Annotated in this window: 14 protein-coding genes; 8 read left to right on the forward strand and 6 right to left on the reverse strand. The window is 64.6% G+C overall.

Annotation, left to right across the window (positions count from 1 at the left end):
- Positions 1 to 35: 35 nt before the first annotated feature.
- A complete protein-coding gene (locus IFT80_RS02105; RefSeq protein ID WP_192136630.1) occupies positions 36 to 4,394 on the reverse strand; it encodes an amino acid adenylation domain-containing protein in 4,359 nt (1,452 codons plus the stop codon).
- A gap of 117 nt (positions 4,395 to 4,511) precedes the next feature.
- Between IFT80_RS02105 and IFT80_RS02110 the strand changes: the two genes are divergently transcribed.
- The 4 genes from IFT80_RS02110 (at position 4,512) to IFT80_RS02125 (ending at position 9,216) form a co-directional block, all read left to right on the forward strand.
- On the forward strand, positions 4,512 to 5,687 hold the full coding sequence (locus IFT80_RS02110) for an isochorismate synthase (protein WP_192054382.1): 1,176 nt from the start codon (positions 4,512 to 4,514) through the stop codon (positions 5,685 to 5,687).
- Between the two features lie 28 nt (positions 5,688 to 5,715).
- Complete coding sequence (locus IFT80_RS02115; protein ID WP_192136631.1) at positions 5,716 to 7,551, forward strand: (2,3-dihydroxybenzoyl)adenylate synthase; 1,836 nt, start codon at positions 5,716 to 5,718, stop codon at positions 7,549 to 7,551.
- Between the two features lie 62 nt (positions 7,552 to 7,613).
- Positions 7,614 to 8,840 (forward strand): histidine decarboxylase, encoded by a 1,227-nt coding sequence (locus IFT80_RS02120; protein ID WP_192136632.1) that lies wholly within the window; start codon positions 7,614 to 7,616, stop codon positions 8,838 to 8,840.
- Positions 8,841 to 8,898: 58 nt separating this feature from the next.
- Positions 8,899 to 9,216, forward strand: coding sequence for an isochorismate lyase (locus IFT80_RS02125; RefSeq protein WP_197975687.1), 318 nt, complete (start codon positions 8,899 to 8,901; stop codon positions 9,214 to 9,216).
- A 115-nt stretch (positions 9,217 to 9,331) separates the two neighbouring features.
- Here IFT80_RS02125 and IFT80_RS02130 read toward each other — a convergent pair whose 3' ends face one another.
- Positions 9,332 to 9,826: a DUF1543 domain-containing protein gene (locus IFT80_RS02130; RefSeq protein WP_192136633.1), complete on the reverse strand. Its 495-nt coding sequence runs from the start codon at positions 9,824 to 9,826 to the stop codon at positions 9,332 to 9,334.
- 95 nt (positions 9,827 to 9,921) lie between these two features.
- Positions 9,922 to 10,857 (reverse strand): alpha/beta fold hydrolase, encoded by a 936-nt coding sequence (locus IFT80_RS02135; RefSeq protein WP_192136634.1) that lies wholly within the window; start codon positions 10,855 to 10,857, stop codon positions 9,922 to 9,924.
- A 93-nt stretch (positions 10,858 to 10,950) separates the two neighbouring features.
- On the opposite strand from IFT80_RS02135, the gene IFT80_RS02140 reads away from it, so the two are divergent.
- Positions 10,951 to 11,535 carry a CGNR zinc finger domain-containing protein gene (locus tag IFT80_RS02140; protein ID WP_122478533.1) on the forward strand — a complete coding sequence of 195 codons (585 nt, stop codon included), beginning with the start codon at positions 10,951 to 10,953 and terminating at the stop codon, positions 11,533 to 11,535.
- Between the two features lie 7 nt (positions 11,536 to 11,542).
- On the opposite strand, the gene IFT80_RS02145 is transcribed toward IFT80_RS02140, so the two are convergent.
- Both IFT80_RS02145 and IFT80_RS02150 read right to left on the reverse strand, forming a co-directional pair.
- Positions 11,543 to 12,946 (reverse strand): heavy metal sensor histidine kinase, encoded by a 1,404-nt coding sequence (locus IFT80_RS02145; RefSeq protein ID WP_192136635.1) that lies wholly within the window; start codon positions 12,944 to 12,946, stop codon positions 11,543 to 11,545.
- Entirely contained in the window at positions 12,919 to 13,614 is a 696-nt protein-coding gene (locus IFT80_RS02150; RefSeq protein WP_122478529.1) for a heavy metal response regulator transcription factor, read from the reverse strand. Before IFT80_RS02150 ends, IFT80_RS02145 begins: the two co-directional genes overlap by 28 nt.
- A gap of 222 nt (positions 13,615 to 13,836) precedes the next feature.
- On the opposite strand from IFT80_RS02150, the gene IFT80_RS02155 reads away from it, so the two are divergent.
- The 3 genes from IFT80_RS02155 to IFT80_RS02165 all read left to right on the forward strand — a co-directional run bounded on the left by IFT80_RS02155 (position 13,837) and on the right by IFT80_RS02165 (position 16,047).
- Positions 13,837 to 14,442, forward strand: a complete 606-nt coding sequence (locus tag IFT80_RS02155; protein ID WP_192054513.1) for a hypothetical protein — start codon at positions 13,837 to 13,839, stop codon at positions 14,440 to 14,442.
- A gap of 218 nt (positions 14,443 to 14,660) precedes the next feature.
- A complete protein-coding gene (locus IFT80_RS02160) occupies positions 14,661 to 15,284 on the forward strand; it encodes a cytochrome b/b6 domain-containing protein (RefSeq protein ID WP_185793563.1) in 624 nt (207 codons plus the stop codon).
- The gene (locus IFT80_RS02165) at positions 15,277 to 16,047 is read left to right on the forward strand and encodes a molybdopterin-dependent oxidoreductase (protein ID WP_192102208.1); all 771 of its coding nucleotides are present in this window, start codon (positions 15,277 to 15,279) and stop codon (positions 16,045 to 16,047) included. Before IFT80_RS02160 ends, IFT80_RS02165 begins: the two co-directional genes overlap by 8 nt.
- Positions 16,048 to 16,226: 179 nt before the next feature.
- Here the strand turns inward: IFT80_RS02165 and IFT80_RS02170 are convergent, their stop codons facing one another.
- A complete protein-coding gene (locus IFT80_RS02170) occupies positions 16,227 to 17,192 on the reverse strand; it encodes a methyltransferase (RefSeq protein WP_192136636.1) in 966 nt (321 codons plus the stop codon).
- Positions 17,193 to 17,206 lie beyond the last annotated feature (14 nt).

A 17,206-nucleotide genomic window follows, 5' to 3' on the forward strand; every position in this document is an offset into this window, starting at 1 on the left:
TGGGCGCGACGCCGTTGCAGGGCGCCGCATTCGATTCAGTCGGTCAGCGTGGCTGCGCTCCTGGCGAGCAGGCGCTGCACGTCGTGGGCGTTACGGCACTGCAGCAGTTGGCCGGGCGACAACGTCACTGCGAAACGCTCGCGTAGCCCGGCCGCAATGGCTTTCAGGTGCTGTGGTCGCAAGCCCAGGCTAATGAAGTGGGTGGTAACGTCGTCGGCATGCTGCGCCGGGCGGCCCAACACGCTCAGGTAGACCTGCAGCACGGACAGCGCCAGCGTGTCGGCAGCCGGCGACGACTCGGTGGCCGGTACGGCGAGCAGCGCGCGTGCCTGCCGGCGGTCGACCTTGCCGTTCTGCGACAGCGGCAGCTGGTTGACGGCCAGCAGGCGCGTTGGCAGGTGCGAAGGCTGCAGGTGTTCGCGGGCGTAATTGCGCACTTGGACGACGCTGACTGGCGGCATGCCGGCAGCGCTCACGTACAGCACGCCGAGGTTGGTTTCGCCCTGGCTGGAGTCCTGGTAATCCACTACCAGCACTTGGCACAGCGCAGGATGGTTGCTCAGGACCTTCTCGACATCGGGCAGCGAGACGCGCACGCCGCGTACCTTCACATAGCCGTTGACCCGGCTGTCGAAGAGCAGGGTGCCATCGCTCCGGTAGCGTCCGCGGTCGCCGCTGCGAAAGGCCCTGATCGGGTGGCCCTGTTCATCGCCGACCGTGATGAAATCGGTCTGCGCGTATTCGCCGCCTTCCAGATAACCGAGCGCCAGGTTCACGCCCGCGGTATGGATACGCCCCACAACGCCCGGCGGGCAATGCCGGCCGTGGTCATCGAGCAGCAGATAACGGTTGCCCGGCAACGGCTCGCCGTAGGGAATCAGCGTGCGATCGTCGCTGCCGATCTCGTGCCAGATGCTCCAGATGGTGGTTTCGGTGGGCCCGCCCAGGGAGATCAGGCGGGCGTGCGGCAGGCATTCGCGCAACTGGGCGATCACCACCGGCTTGATGTAGTCGCCACCCTGGGCGATCAGGCGCAGGCTGCGCAGGTCATGCTCGCCGCGACCGGCCAGGAGCATTTCCACGATCGCTGGTACCGAACACCAGAGGCTGACCCGATGCTCGGCGATCAACTGGTTCCAACGCACCGCGTCCTTGTCCTCGCTCACCGCCGGCAGCACCAGCGTGGCTCCGGCGCTGAGGCTGCCGAAGACGTCGAACAGCGACATGTCGTGGTGCAGCGGCGTCACTGACATGAGCACGTCGTTCTGGCTGACTTGCCACCGCGCCAGCGTGCTGCCGATGACGTTGGCGGTCGCGCGGTTGTTCAGCACCACGCATTTGGGTTGGCCCGTGGTCCCCGAGGTGTACAGATAATAGGCGGGCGCTTCACTCAGGGAAAAATCGGGCAACGACACGGGGAAGGGCGCGTGCTTGGCGAGCAGCTCGGCCATGATGGCCATCGGCTGTTCGATGGGTTCGAGATCGGCCAGCACGACCAGATCAGGTTGGCAGTTGTCCAGCAGGTAGCGGCGGCGTTGCTCGGGTGCTTGAGCATCGATGGGCACCCAGATCACACCCGTCAGCGCGCAGGCCAGAGTCAGCATCGTGTGCTCCGGGCTGCGCGGCAGACAGATCGCGACCACGTGACCGCGCGTGAGGCCTCGGGCCTGCAAGGCGGCGATCACCCGTGCCACGCCGTCGCCCAGTTCGGCGTAGCTCAGCCGCCGGGATCCGCAGATGAGTGCAGTGCGGGTGTTGTCGGCATCGAAAACCTGCTCGGCGATGTGGGCCAGGAAAGGTGTCTGGCAGGCATCGCGCTCGGGGCTGTTGCGGCGATAGTGGGCGGTGTCGAGCAGCGGCGCCGTTTCCAGGGTGAAGCTGTCGTGGGCGGCGATCTGGCTGACGGCGTCGTCCAGCATGCGCAGAATGTCGCTGACTTGCGCCGAATCCATCACCTCGTGCGCATAGTCGATATCGACCCGCAGCGAGCCTTGGGCGTCGGTCGACAGGCGAATGTCCATGGCCACCTGCGGCGTCTGGGTCAGCCCGCCGTGCAGGCCCATGGCGCTGTCGGCTGGCGTCACCGGCCACGACAGGCCGCTGGTGATCACCACCGGCAACACCGGCCCCGGACCGTGGCGCTCGAACAGCAAACGAGTCAGGTCGACACCGGAATACGCCAGGTGCTGCAGTCCCTCCAGCACATCCACCTGCAGCGCCTTGGCACGTTCGGTGAACGGTCGCCGATCGGCAATCCAGTTGATGGCGATAAAGCTCGAGTGGTTGGCCAGGTCGGCGCTGCGGGTTGGCGCGACCGGCAGGGCGACGCACAGATCGCCCTCGTCGAGCCAGTGCGAGAGCACTTCCAGAACCACCGCCATCAGTGCGGAATTCTTGAACAGGCGCTGTTGTGCGGCCCGTCGGCTCAGCGCTGCAAAGCGCGATTGGGGCACCCGCAGACTCTGCCGTTGGTAGCGAGACGGACCAGCCTGGGCAAGCGGTCGTTTCCACGGCAGGCAGGGCGGCCCGCTGACCGCCGCAAGCTTCTCGCGCCAGTAGGCCATGTCTGCCTTGCGTTGCTCGTTCGCGGCCGGTGCTGGCAGCGGGGCCGCTGCTGCCGAGGGCTGCTCGGGCGTGCCGGTGAACAACTCCACCATCAACGCTGCGATGGAGTGGCCGTCCACAATCAGGGCGTCCATGCGCACGAACACGACGTGCTGGTCCTGCGCCAGTTCGAACAGCGTGACGTTCCACGGCGCCGCGTGCAGGCCGAACACGGCATGTGCGTAAGCTTCGCGGCGCTCTTCCACCTCGCGCAGGCCATCGCTCAGGGGCAAGTGGCGCAGGTCGATTTCATCCAGATGGGGCTCGGCCACATCGCTGACGTACTGCACGCAGCGCTGGGCATCGATGTGGGTACGCAGGCTCGGGTGGCGCCGGACCATGTCGGCCAGGCGGGCACGCAGCACGGCTGTGTCGATGTGCCCGCGGTATTCGCGAAATTCTTGCATGGCCACGCCGCCCAGCGGCATGTGCGCGCCGCGCCCCAGCAGGTAGGCCTGCTGCAAAGCGTTCAACGGGCGTCGGGCCGGCGACGACGACAGGGGTTGATCCAGGCGGGTCGGATCGGCGGCAACCGCTTGCACCCGCGCGACGAAGCGCTCGAACAGAGGGGACACCCAGGCCAGCGGCAGGGCATCGACACGGATGTCCCAGTTGATCGAAAGCCCTTGGTCGATGTGAGCGACCTGAACGTCCAGGGCCACCTGCGGACCTTGGGAGATCACCCAGTTCATCGGGCCGAACGCCCGCCGCACACGTTCGGAGAACAGCTCGCCCTTGCTGCGCTCCAACGCAGCGGTGAAGACCACCGGCGCCAGTTGCGCCGAGCCCGTATGCCGCGACAGGTCGCGCATCAGGTCGACGCCGGAATAGGCGCAGTGCTCCAGGGCCTGGATCAGGCTGTCACCCAGCTGTCGGCACAGAGTCGCGGGACTGCTGGCGTCGGCCATCTCCACGTCGACGATCAGCACGTTGGCGAATTCGCCGATGATGCCCTGCACCTGGGGCTGCACCGGCGCGCGCCAGAAGCTGGGGACATTGAGGCGAAAGCGTGGATCGCCGGTGCGCTCGCCCAGCACCGACGCGAACAGCCCCAGCATCAGGCTGGACAGGGTCAGTCGGCGCTCCCGCGCCAGCTTCTGCAGGGCCTGGTAGTGCCCGGCGTCGAGCCAGGTATGCAGGCGCTGGCTGTGCGGCTGCGCTGCGCTTGATTCGAGCAGGGGCAGGGTTGGGGCGGGCGCGATGTGGTCCAGGCGCTGGCGCCACCAGTGGCGATCGCGGTCGCGGGCAGCCTTCACCGCAGGGTCTGCCCGCAAGGTGTCCAGCCACTGGAAAAACGTCGGCGGCGTCGAAGCCGGCTGCTCGGGTGCTTCGTAACCGACGGCCAGGTCTTCCATCAGCGTGGGAAAACTGGACGGGTCGATGGCGATCATGTCGCTGTCGACGTGCAGGCGGAAGCGATTCTCGGGCAGCAGGCTGACGCCCACGCGCAGCCCGCCGACGTCTACCAGATCCAGCTGCTGATGGGTCCAGGCTTCGCGTTTGCGCTGTAGCGCCTGTTGCAATTGCACGGCCGGCAGATCGCTCAAGTCGTCGACTTCAAGCGCCGGCCCGCGCGCCGTTGGCGGGGTGTGTTGCAAGCCCTCGGGGCTGACCCGCAGGCGCAGCATGGGGTGACGGCTACAGGCATCTTGCAGCGCCGAGCGCAGGCGTTCGAGGTCGATTCCAGCGCCATCGAACTCGGCGTACAGGTGAGCTGACACGCTCCCCAAGGCCGCATGAGCAGTACGCCCGATCCAGCAGGCGGCTTGCATCGAAGTTAACTCTCGCATGGCTCACTCGTCTCACATGATTGACAACGTTCCGTTTATGTCGTCACCATTAGAAACAATAATCATTCACATTCGCAATTAAAACTTACATTCCAGGGCAGGGAGGCGACACCTCAGATGAGATCAGCCATCGTCAGGGCGACTGCGCCGCAAGACGTGCAACACGTTGTGCAAGATGACAATTTTTCGTTCATGTCGGGTCAGCGCGAGTTGCGTGCCCGCGGGCTGGCACAGCGCATCGAGACTCCGGCGGTGGGCGGGCAGGACGCGCAGGGTCGCTTCCAGCAAGCCATCCAGCGCGCTTTCGAGCAGGCGCGAAAGGCCGGGCAGGCCGTGCCGATGGTGGTCGGTGCGATTCCCTTCGACCCGTCCGAAGCGTCGTGCCTCTACGTTCCGGAGCAGGCGCAGTGGCACGACTTGGAGCCGGGCGGGGCGGGTACGCCGAGCCCCATGCCGTCGTTGCTGGAGCAGCGCAACCTGCCCGACCAGCACGCGTTCATGCGCTCGGTCGAGCACGCCGTGGCCAACTTCGGCTACAGCGACGTGCGCAAGGCGGTGCTGTCGGTGCAGCGCGAACTGGTGTTCAGCCAGGCCATCGACGTGAATGCCCTGGCCCATAACCTGCGGGTGCAGAACCCGAGCGGTTATCACTTTCGCGTGCCCATGGCCGACGGCGCCACCCTGCTGGGCGTGAGCCCCGAGTTGCTGGTGCGCAAGCACGGCGCCTCGTTCGTTTCCAATCCGCTGGCCGGTTCGGCCAAGCGACTGACCGATGCCGACGCCGATCGACGCAATGCCCAGTGGTTGTCCGAATCGGACAAGGACCACTACGAGCATGGCTTCGTCACCGCAGACATCGCCGCGCGGGTCAGCGAGCTGTGCACCCGGCTGGACGTACCGCCGCGGCCTTCGCTGATCAGCACCCCGACCCTCTGGCACCTGTCGACGCGCATCGAAGGCACCCTTGCCGACCCCTCGGTGTCGGCCCTGCAACTGGCCTGTCGCCTGCATCCCACGCCTGCCGTGTGCGGTTTCCCCACCGAATTGGCGCGGCGTCTGATTCGTTTCGTCGAACCCACCGAGCGCGGCCTGTTCACCGGAATGGTCGGCTGGTGCGACGCCCAGGGCAACGGCGAATGGGTCGTGACCATTCGCTGCGGCACGGTTTCAGGCCCGCGGGTCAGGCTGTTCGCCGGCGCCGGCATCGTCGAAGCCTCGCAACCGGCGGCGGAATGGGCCGAGGTCCAGACCAAGCTGCGCACCATGCTCCAGGCGTGCGGACTGCACGCGTGATTTCCCCTTCCTCATGACGAGTGAAACCATGACTATCGAATTCACCCGCTGGCCACAGGACCGTGCCCAGGCCTACCGCGACCTCGGCTACTGGCTCGACCGGCCACTGACGCGGATCCTCGAAGAGCGCTGCAAGGCACAACCCGACGCACCGGCAATCATCTGTGGCGAGCGCAGCTTCACCTACGCCGAGCTTGACCGCCTTTCGTCCAACCTGGCCTCGCGCCTGGCTGCGCGCGGCCTGGGCCGCGGCGATGCGGCGCTGGTCCAGCTGCCCAACATTGCCGAGTTCTACATTGTATTGTTTGCCTTGTTCAAGGCCGGCATCGTGCCGCTCAACGCGTTGTTCAGCCACCGCAAGCTGGAGCTGGGGGCGTACGTCAAGCAGCTGTCGCCGCAATTGTTGATCGCCTCGCGCGAGCACGAAGTGTTTCGCGATGACAGCTATGAAAGCCTGTTCGAACAAGCGACGGCCCAGCCTCGGGTCGCTCTGTTTCTGGGCGATTCGCGTAACCAGCACAGCCTCGCCCAATGGCTCGAGACGCCGGCCACCGAGCAGGTCGCCTACGCGCCCACAGCCGCCGATGAAGTGGCCCTGTTCCAGTTGTCCGGGGGCAGCACCGGCACGCCCAAATTGATCCCGCGTACCCACAACGACTACCACTACAACGCGCGCGCCTGCGCCGAAGTCTGCTCCCTTACGACACAGACACGCTTTCTGTGTGCCCTGCCGGCCGCGCACAATTTCCTGCTCAGCTCGCCAGGCGCGCTGGGCGTGTTTCACGCCGGTGGCTGCGTGATCATGGCCGACAACCCCGAGCCGCTGGCGTGCTTCGCCCTCATCCAGCGGCATGCGGTCAATACCGTGGCCCTGGTACCCAGTGCCGTGGCCCTGTGGCTGCAGGCCGCGCCTCAGCACCGCCCGCAGCTGCAGTCGCTGCACCACCTGCAGGTGGGCGGCGCGGTGTTCGCCGACTCGTTGGCGCGCCAGGTGCCGACGGTGCTGGGCTGCCAGTTGCAGCAGGTGTTCGGCATGGCCGAAGGGTTGATCAACTACACCCGGCTGGACGACAGCGACGAGCAGGTGTTCACCACCCAGGGGCGTCCGGTCAGCCTCGGCGATGAAATCCGGATCGTCGACGAGCAGGGCGCCGAGGTGCCCACCGGCGAGACGGGAATGCTCGCCACCCGAGGCCCGTATACCTTCTGCGGCTATTACAACAGCCCGGAGCAGAACGCCCAGGCGTTCGACGAACAGGGCTATTACTATTCCGGCGACCTGGTGCAGCGCCTGCCCAGCGGTGATCTGCGCGTGGTCGGCCGTATCAAGGATCAGGTCAATCGTGGTGGCGAGAAGATCGCTTCCGAAGAGATCGAAAACCTCATCGTGCTGCACCCGGACGTGACCCATGCCGGGCTGGTGGCAATGCCGGACCAGGCCCTGGGCGAGAAGAGCTGCGCGTTCGTGGTCAGCCGCGATCCGACGCTCAAGGCGCCCGCGCTGCGCCGTCACCTGCTGGCGCTGGGCATCGCCGAATACAAGTTGCCCGATCGCATTCGGATGATCCCGAGCATGCCGTTGACGGCCGTGGGCAAGATCGACAAGAAGCGGCTGCGCCAGCTGCTGGCGGTGGAAGACAACCGCAGCTGGCTGCAGACACGTCTGCTGCAACTGATCGAGGACGGTGACGCCCTCGACCCTCAGGAGAATCTGAATTTCTACGGGCTGGATTCCCTCCAGGTGATGCGCCTGGCGGCCGAGCTCAAGGAGCGCGGCGTGGCCGTGAGCTTCGAGGAACTGGCTACCGAACCGACCCTGGCCAACTGGTGGGCACTGGTTGAGAGCCGTCAGAAAGCTGCCTGATTCAAACGGCGAGCCGTGCCGGCGCAGTGCGGCTCGCCTGGTCATTCCAGAAAGGATCCACGATGACATTGTCTACTGCCGACACCGCTCGACTCGATGATTTCTGGCGACACTGCCTGGAGCATCAATTCTTCAATATTGGCTACCCGGAAAATGCCGATTTCGACTACAGCACGCTGGAGCGCTTCCTGCGCTTTTCCATCAACAATTGCGGCGACTGGGGCGAACACAGCAACTACGTGCTCAACTCCTTCGACTTCGAAAAAGACGTGATGGCGTACTTCGCCGACCTGTTCGACATTCGCCGCGAGGACAGCTGGGGCTATGTCACCAACGGCGGCACCGAAGGCAACATGTTCGGCTGCTACCTGGCGCGAGAGCTGTTTCCCGATGGCACCTTGTACTATTCCAGGGATACCCACTATTCAGTGGCCAAGATCGTCAAGCTGCTGCGCATCAAGTGCCGCGCGGTGGACGCGCTGCCCAATGGCGAGATCGACTATGACGACTTGCTGGCGAAGATCGCGGCGGACGGGGAAAGGCACCCGATCATCTTTGCCAACATCGGCACTACCATGCGCGGCGCCGTCGACGACATCGCCATCATCCAGGCGCGCCTGCAACAGGCCGGTATTGCGCGGCGCGACTACTACCTGCACGCCGATGCCGCCCTGAGCGGGATGATTCTGCCGTTCGTGGATACGCCGCAGCCATTCACCTTTGCCGCGGGCATCGATTCGATCTGCGTATCCGGGCACAAGATGATCGGCTCGCCGATTCCCTGCGGCATCGTCGTGGCCAAACGCAGGAACGTCGAGCGCATCTCGGTGGAGGTGGACTACATTTCGGCGAGCGACAAGACCATCAGCGGTTCGCGCAACGGCCACACGCCGATGATCATGTGGGCGGCGCTGCGCACCCATTCTCCGGCCCAGTGGCGCCGCCGGGTCGCGCATAGCCTGAAGAGTGCCCAATACGCGGTCAATCGGTTGCGTGCCGGCGGCATCGACGCGTGGCGCAACCCGAACTCCATCACTGTGGTGTTTCCCTGCCCCTCGGCGGGCATTGCCCGCAAGTACGGTCTGGCCACCTCGGGCGATACCGCGCACCTGATCACCACGCCGCATCACCGCGACACCCGGGTCATCGATGCGCTGATCGACGAGGTGATCGCCGAGGCGCGCCCGGAGGCCTGGCGCGCCACTTTGCAGCGAAGCTGGCACGCGAACACCCAACTGCCGCCACGCAGCACGTCCTGGGCCGGCGGAGCCAGGCTCGACGGGCGGTGATGACCGGCTCATGGCGTGACACGTTGCCCATTCCACCTGAAGAACGAGGGAGACCATCTTGAATCAGCCACCCACACCCCAGGACTGTGCCAACCTGGAAGACATCCGTTGCGGCATCGACTGGCACGACCGGCAGATCTTCGACGCCCTGGTGCAGCGTTTGCAGTACGTCAAGGCCGCAGCGCAGTTCAAACCCAGCGAGCAATCGATTCCGGCACCCGAGCGAGTTGCTGCCATGCTCGAACAGCGCCTGGAATGGGCCGCTTTGGCAAGCTTCGACCCGGCGTTCACCGAGGCACTGTTCGAACGGATCATCCACTGGAACATCCAGCAGCAGATCGCCCACTGGCGCACGACCCGAGCGTCCAGCGCCTGATCCACCGCGGCGCCCTCTTCGCGGGCAGAGCCCGCTCCCACAAGGGGGGCGGGGTTCGATGTTCTGTGGGAGCGGGCTCTGCCCGCGAAGGGCGCGTTGCGGTAGGCCTGATGTTCTACGGCAGCACGATGTATTCGTTGCGCTGTTGAATGCCTTGGTGGGGCCCCTCGATCAGGTGCACGTAACGACCGCCGACCTGGTCGATCGGCACGCAATCGTCCACGTCCAAGACGGCGTCGGTGTGGGGCTGGCGCCAGTGTTCGAGGCACTGGCGGCGGGCGCTGCTCTTGGCATCGCGCGCCGTGTGCGCCACCACCAGCAGGTAGTGGTGTGCTTCGCCGAACGACTGCGCCTCGTAGCCACCAAGATTGATCACATACAGCCGCGGCATGCCGGCGCCAGGCGCCAGCGGGCTGAACTCGACCTTCCACTGTTCGACACCGTCCACCGCCATCCAGGCATCGATGTGCAAACCTTTCTGACTGCCGAACCAGTCTGCCCTCAGCTGCGGATAGGTCGCTTCGAGCGAGTCGGCGACGACGCAGGCGATGTCGTGCACTTCGATGCGTGCCTTGGGGTGCTTGCCGCCAAGCAGAACGACGTAGAGCATGGGTCGGGGTCCTCGAGTGGGGTGCTGGTACGACAGCATCCTGCCACTCATTGCTCAACGCCGTCTCGCTGAATGGGGCATTCGGCATCGCCCTCTCAACGAACGTTCTTGTCGAGGAATTCGCGGATCACCGGAATGATCTCCCGGCCATGGGTTTCCAGGGCGAAGTGGCCGGTGTCGTAGAAGCGAATGTCCGCCTGGGGCAGGTCGCGCTTCCAGGCCTGGGCGCCGGCTGGAAGGAAGAACGGGTCATGCTCGCCCCACACGGCCAGCAGGGGCGGCTGGTACTGGCGGAAGTAGTCCTGAAAGGTGGGGTACATCGCCACGTTAGAGGCGTAATCCAGCACCAGGTCCAGCTGGATGTCGGCATTGCCGGGCCGCGAGATCTGCAGGCCTTCCAGGGTGTAGCCGTCCGGCGAAACCGCGCTTGGGTCGCTGACCCCTTCCAGGTACTGCCATTTGATCGAAGCCGGTGTCGGAAAATCCCGCAAGGCATCGCGGTGCTCTTGGGTAGGCTCGCGCCAGTAGGTCTGGATGGGTGCCCAACCAGCGCCCAAACCTTCCTCATAGGCGTTGCCGTTCTGCGAGATGATCGCACTCACGCGCTCGGGGTGCGCCACGGCCAGGCGCCAACCCACTGGAGCACCGTAGTCGTGGACCATCAGCGCGTAGCGGTCCAGCTCGAGCTGTTCGGTGAACTGGCCGATGGTCTGCGCCAGTTGGCTGAAGGTATAGGCGTAGTCGCCGCGGGCGGGCGCTTCGGTGAAGCCGAATGCAGGCAGATCCGGCGCGATCACATGGTAGCGGTCGGCCAGTTGCGGAATCAGGTCGCGAAACATGAACGAAGACGCGGCAAAGCCATGCAGCAGCAACACCGTGGGCGCGCCCGGATCGCCGGCTTCTCGGTAGAACACGTTGACATCGCCGACCTGCTCGAAACGGTAGTGCACCGTGCGGTCGGCATGGGCGTTCGGCGCGGTGCTGGTCAGCAGCGAAGCGGCAAGCGCGGCTGCGGATTTCGAAATGGTCATGACGGCTCCTGATGTAACCCTTGATTGGTGTGTTTGAAGGTTACGGAGCATTCTGGTAACCTGTCAAACTAATTTTATGGGTTACAGAACGTCATGAATCTTACCGCCATCGCTCCTGACACGTTGTTCGTGGCCGACAACCTGGCTCTGGATTTCATCAATACCCAATACGGCGTGGGCGATCAGCAGCACGATTGCCTGCGCGACGACGAGGACGTACTGAAGTGGCTCGACGCTGCTGGCCTGCCTGCGCGGCATGACCAGGCGGACACTGCTCGCGGACTATTGACCCAGGCCCTTGCGCTGCGCGCGTGTGCCAAAGGACTGGTGAACGCCGCGATGACCGGGGAAGAAGCCGACCCTGAAGTGGTCAACCAGATTCTCGAGGCCGGGCGTCCTGTCAGCGGCTTGCAGTGGAATGGCGCGGCACCGGCGTTTCGCATCGCGGTGCAGCCCAGGGATGCTGGTTCGGCAAGCCTGCTGTGGCCGGTGGCCGACGCTCTGGCCAGACTGGTCACGGGGGACACATTCGAGTTCGTTCGGCAATGCGAAGCCCATGACTGCGTGCTGTTCTTTCACGACCTGAGCAAGTCGCATCGACGCCGCTGGTGCAGCATGGCGACCTGTGGCAATCGCATGAAAGTGGCGGCGTTTCGGTCCAGGAAGAAGCCCGAATAGACTTGTTTCAGCGGCTTCCCGGCGCCGGGAAATGCAACGCAAAGCGGATGCGTCCGGGCTGGGGTTGGGTCACGCTGGCCTCACCGGCGTGCAGTTGCATGATCGCCGCGACAATGGCCAGTCCCAAGCCATTGGAGTCCGAATTATGCTGGCGCGAAGCGTCGCCTCGGTAGAAACGATCGAACAGGCTGGCCAGCGCCGAAGGCTCCAGGGCAGGGCCCTGATTCTCTACCACGATCACGCATTGCCCCTCTGCCGACTCGACGCTGATCAGGGCATCGCTGTGCGGGTCGGCGTAGCGGATCGCGTTGGCCACCAGGTTGCTCAACGCGCGCCGCAACAGCAGCGGGTCGGCGTGCAGGGTGGCGTCACCGGAAATCAGCAGGCGGATCTTGCGTTCTTCGGCGAGCCCTTCGAAATACTCGGTGACTCGCTCCAGTTCATCGTGCACCTGCAGCGGCTGGCGCTGTACCACCGCCTGGGCGTCGTCGGCGCGCGCCAGGAACAGGATGCTTTCGACGATCCGGGAAATACGTTCCAGCTCCTCCAGATTCGACGCCAGCAGTGCCTGGTATTCGTCCGCACTGCGGCCTTGGCGCAGGGCGACCTGGCAGTGCCCCATCAACGAGCCCACCGGGGTGCGGATCTCGTGGGCGAGGTCTGCGGAAAATTGGTTCAGCCGCTGGTAGCCCTCGGCCAGGCGATCGAGCATGGCATTGTAGGCTTCGCTCAACTGTTGCAGTTCGACCGGCGTGTTGTCGCTGCTCATGCGGCTGTGCAGGCGTGCCGGGGAGATGTCGGTGGCGTGCGCCGCCATCTCGCGCAGCGGCCGCAAGCCGCGGCGCAGCAGCACGAAGCCGAGCAAGGCGGTGAGCAGGAACGCCATGCCCACGGCCAGGTAGATCCGCTGGCGGAACTCGCTGAGCATGGCCATTTCCTTGACCATGATGTGCGCGGCCGTCAGTTTCACTTCGCGGCCGCCGGAGGTGGTCAATACGCTCGCCGCCCGCAACGGTATGCCCGAAGGTGCCATTCCCGTGCGCAGGTCGGCGCTGCCGGGAGTTGCATCTTGGGCGACCGCAGGCAAAGAGGGCAGGGTCGCGTGCAGTGGGTTGACCTGAATCACCGGTGGCTGGCCGGTCTCGGCAATGACGAAGATGTCGTCTTCGCTGCCGAGCATGTTCTGGAAGATCTGCGGGCTGCTCGACAGCTTGTCCAGGGTCAGGTCGTAGTGCAGCAGTTTGCGAAAGTGGTCGAGCCGCCCGAGCACGGCGTTGTCGCTGCGCTGCAGCACCGAAGCTTTCATCGATTCGTACAGGTACCAGCCGGCGCCGGCCACGGTGAGCATGGCCACCAGAGAGAAGGCCAGGGTCGAGCGCAGGGTCAGGGAAGGTTGGCGTCGGCTTCGCATGCCCGCACCTCGCAGACGTAACCGATGCCGCGCACGGTGTGGATGAGCTTGACCGGGTAGGGCTGGTCGACCTTGCTGCGCAGGCGCTTGACCGCAACGTCGACCACATTGGTATCGCTGTCGAAATTCATGTCCCATACCTCCGAGGCGATCTGGGTGCGCGAGAGCACGTCGCCCTCGCGCCGCAGCAGCAGGTGCAGCAGGGCGAACTCCTTGTTGGTCAGGGTGATCACTTCCTGTTGCCGCGTCACCCGGCGCCGCAGCAGGTCCAGTTCGAGGTCGGCGAGGTGGAAGCGATCGGCTTCACGGGCGCCGCCGCGGCGCAGGATGGTACGAATGCGCAACAGCAGTTCGGTGAACGAAAAGGGCTTTACCAGGTAGTCGTCGGCGCCCAATTCCAGGCCCCGAATGCGGTCTTGCAACTGGTCGCGGGCGGTGAGGAACAGCACCGGTACATTCTGCCGCGCGCGCAGCACCTCCATGATCTGGAAGCCGTCGATGCCGGGCAGCATGACGTCGAGCACCAGCAGGTCGTAGGGGTTTTCCAGGGCCAGGTGCAAGCCATCGGCGCCGTGCTGCGCCCAGTCGACGTTGTAGCCGGATTCGCCGAGGCCCTTTTTCAGGTACTCGCCGGTCTTGGTGTCGTCTTCGATCAAGAGGATGTGCATCGATCAGGCTCGCTCGGGCGTTCGCGGTTGCCGTTGAGGGTTCGTGGCGGGTGGGTTCGCACAGCGCAGTCTAACCAAGCGGCGCGGCGCTGTCGGTTACATTACCGTCATTGAGGCGCATGCCGCGCGAATGACAGAAATGTCATCAAGCGGTCATGCGCGCGTGCGGGTTGGTGGCCGAGGATGGGTGCACACCTACCGCAAGGAGTCGTACCGATGAAGATCAAAACTGCCCTGTCGACCACTCTGGGCACGTTGCTGCTCAGTGCCGCCGTGATGGCTTCGGCTGCAGACATGCCGGTGGTCAAGCCGATGCGTGGCACGGTCGATGGCCTGGACAACAACACCTTGTCTTTCACCACTCGCAGCGGCGCGCACCAGACCATCGGCCTGACCGACAAGACCGGCATCCGCCTGGTGTCCAAGGCCAACATCGACTCGATCAAGGCTGACAGCTTCATCGGCTCGGCGGCTACTCCCCAGGCAGATGGCACGCTGAAAGCGCTGGAAGTGACCGTGTTCGAACCCAGCCTGAAGGGCAGCGGGGAAGGGCACTACGGTTGGGAAAACGCCGACGGTACCACCGGCACCATGACCAATGGCACGGTCGGCAAGCTGGCCCAGGCCAATGGTCGGACCTTGACCGTGAACTACAAGGGCGGCGAGAAGCAGGTCGTCGTGCCTGAAGATGTGCCGATTGCCTATGTCGAAGCCGGCAAGTCGGAGCAGCTGGTGAAAGGCGCCAAGGTCGTCGTGTTCCCTGCCGAAGACGGCAAGACCGCCCGTGGCGTGGCAGTAGGCAAGGATGGCTTCCAGCCACCGATGTAACCTTTGTCATACCCCCGTGGCCGCGCTCCCACAGGGGGCAGGCGCATCCTCTTCGTTGTGGGAGCGGGTCTCTGCCCGCGAAGGGCGCGCCGCGGTAAGGCTGATCCATCGCGGCGCCCTTTTCGCGGGCAGAGCCCGCTCCAACAGGGGTAGATGCATCCTCTTACTTGTGGGAGCGGTCATTGGCGTGTGTTTCTTTGACATGGGAGGGCCATTCGATGGCCGTGCGTCGCATACATTCACTGACGGTACGCCTCACCCACTGGATCAATGCCTTCGGCATGACCTGCATGTTCATGAGTGGCTGGGGTATCTACAACGCCTCTCCATTGTTTGCGTTCCGTTTTCCGCCCTCGTTCACTCTGGGTGGTTGGCTGGGTGGCGCGATAGCGTGGCATTTCGCGGTGATGTGGCTGTTGGTCATCAATGGCCTCGTCTACGTCCTCTACGGATTGATCAGCCGCCACTTCAAGCGCGATTTGCTGCCGATCACTCCCCGCGCGGTCAAACGCGACCTGCGCGATGCCCTGCGTTTGCGGCTGATCCATGAAAAGGGCGTCTACAACGCGGTGCAGCGCCTCATGTACTGGCTGGTACTGGCGGCCGGGGTGCTGATTCTGGTATCCGGGGTAGCCATCTGGAAGCCCATCCAGTTCCAGGAGCTGGTAGCACTGCTGGGCGGCTACGATTTCGCCCGCTACGTCCATTTCGCCGCGATGTCTGCCATCGGCGCCTTTACAGTGGTGCACCTGGCCCTGGTGCTGCTGGTGCCCAAGACGCTGCCGCCAATGATCACCGGCGGGGTGAGGCCTTCGACTACCGGGAAGACCGATCATGAATGAACCCAAATCCCGCCGGGTCGCTCCGATAATCCTGGAACCGGCCCAGCGCAGCCAGCTCGAAAGCCTGCAGCGGCGACATTTCCTGCGCGGCGGCCTCACCGTCGGCGCCATGGCGATGCTCAGCGGCTGCAATCTGCAGGACGGTGATCAGGTCGACAAGGTGCTCTGGGCCATGTCGCGCTGGAACGATCGAGTGCAAGCCTGGCTGTTCAACGGCCAGCGTCTGGCGCCTACCTACAGCAAGGCGCAGATGACCCAACCGTTCCCGTTCAACGCGTTCTACAGCGAGGACGACATCCCCGATATCGACGTATCGGGCTACGCCCTGGCAGTATCCGGCCTGGTGCGCGACAAGGCGTCGTGGACACTCGAAGGCCTGCGCAAGCTTCCGCAGCAGACAGACATCACCCGGCTGATCTGCGTCGAAGGCTGGAGCGCCATTGGCCAGTGGGGCGGGGTGCCGTTGAAAACCTTCCTCGAGCACATTGGCGCCGATACCACAGCCAAATTCGTCGGATTCAAGTGCGCCGACCGCTACTACTCCAGCCTGGACATGCCCACCGCGCTGCATCCGCAGACGCTCCTGGCCCTGGACTATGGCGAGGTTGCGCTGCCGCCCGAATATGGCTACCCATTGCGGGTCCGTGTTCCGACCAAGCTGGGCTTCAAGAACCCCAAGCACATCGTCGAGATCTTCGTCAGCAACGATTATCCCGGCGGCTATTGGGAAGACCAAGGCTACAACTGGTTCAGCGGCATCTAGCCGCGCGCGACGCGGCTTGCGCCGCTGCTACAGGGGTTCAGCGGCATCCAGACGCGCGCATCACCCTGTAGCAGCGGCGCAAGCCGCGTCGGCGGTGGATGCGTTCAGCCTGACACAACGCAGTGAGGCCGGACGCGGCTCGCGCCGCTGCTGCAGGGCTTTGCAAAACCATCGCAAGGTCAGGTTCTGGTGACGGTGAGGACCACGGCGGCGATTCGTTCGGCCTGGCGATACCCGGGGGTTTCCAGCTCTTCGCCGAATACGTCCGGGTCCACCTCTTCGTAGGTCCATTGAAACCCTGGTACGTCCACCAGTGGTTGCACCTGACTCAGAAACAAGTCGACGCCGGCCACCGACGGCGCGCCGGTGTACAGCAGCAGACTGCCGCCGGGCGCCAATCGACCCAACGCCTCGCTGGCGATGCGCACCGACAAGGCCGACCCCAGTTCGCCGCCGCCGTCGCGGTAGGCCCGTGCCTGGGGATCCTGCATGTACGGAGGGTTGGCAACGATCAGATCGAAATCCCCGCTGGTGCCCTGCAGCACGTCGCTGTGCCAGGCCGCTACATTGGCTACGCCCGCCAGTGCCGCATTGACTGCAGTGAAACGCAACGCCGCAGGATTGATATCCACTGCCTGAACCTGCGCTTCGCGGCGCGCCAGGGCAATCAGAATCGCCCCTGCGCCGCTGCCGCAACCGATATCGACCGCGCTGCGGATCGGCTGCCGGGACTCGTGCAGGTGCTTCTCGATGGCCCGTGCAAAACGATAGGTATCGGGCCCAAAGAAAACCGAATCGTGGGCGACGGTCGGATAGGCCGAGTGAACGAACAACTGCCCGCCCAGGCTGGACCAGCGCACCTCGCTGCGCAGCAGCCCCGACTGCTCGCTGACGATGGCGTTTTCCAGCAATGCCGCCGTCTCCACTTCGGGCAACAGGTTGGATTCGAACGGGCGACTCCAGCCGAACACATCGCGCAGGTCACGGGCGATCGCGTTGTCAGGCCGCTCGTTGTTGCGCTGATGGGTCAGCGGCGTGACCGTCACAAAGCGGTAGCCATCTGCTTGCAAGCGGCGACCCAGCTGGAGCAGCACCTGATCCAGTTCCGCGGCCTCGACGGTTGGGCACGCGTTCACCTGGTTCATGTCAGAGCCTCGGA

The sequence above is a fragment of the Pseudomonas sp. CFBP 8771 genome (assembly GCF_014841695.1).
In the GTDB taxonomy this organism is placed as follows: Bacteria; Pseudomonadota; Gammaproteobacteria; order Pseudomonadales; family Pseudomonadaceae; genus Aquipseudomonas; species Aquipseudomonas baltica.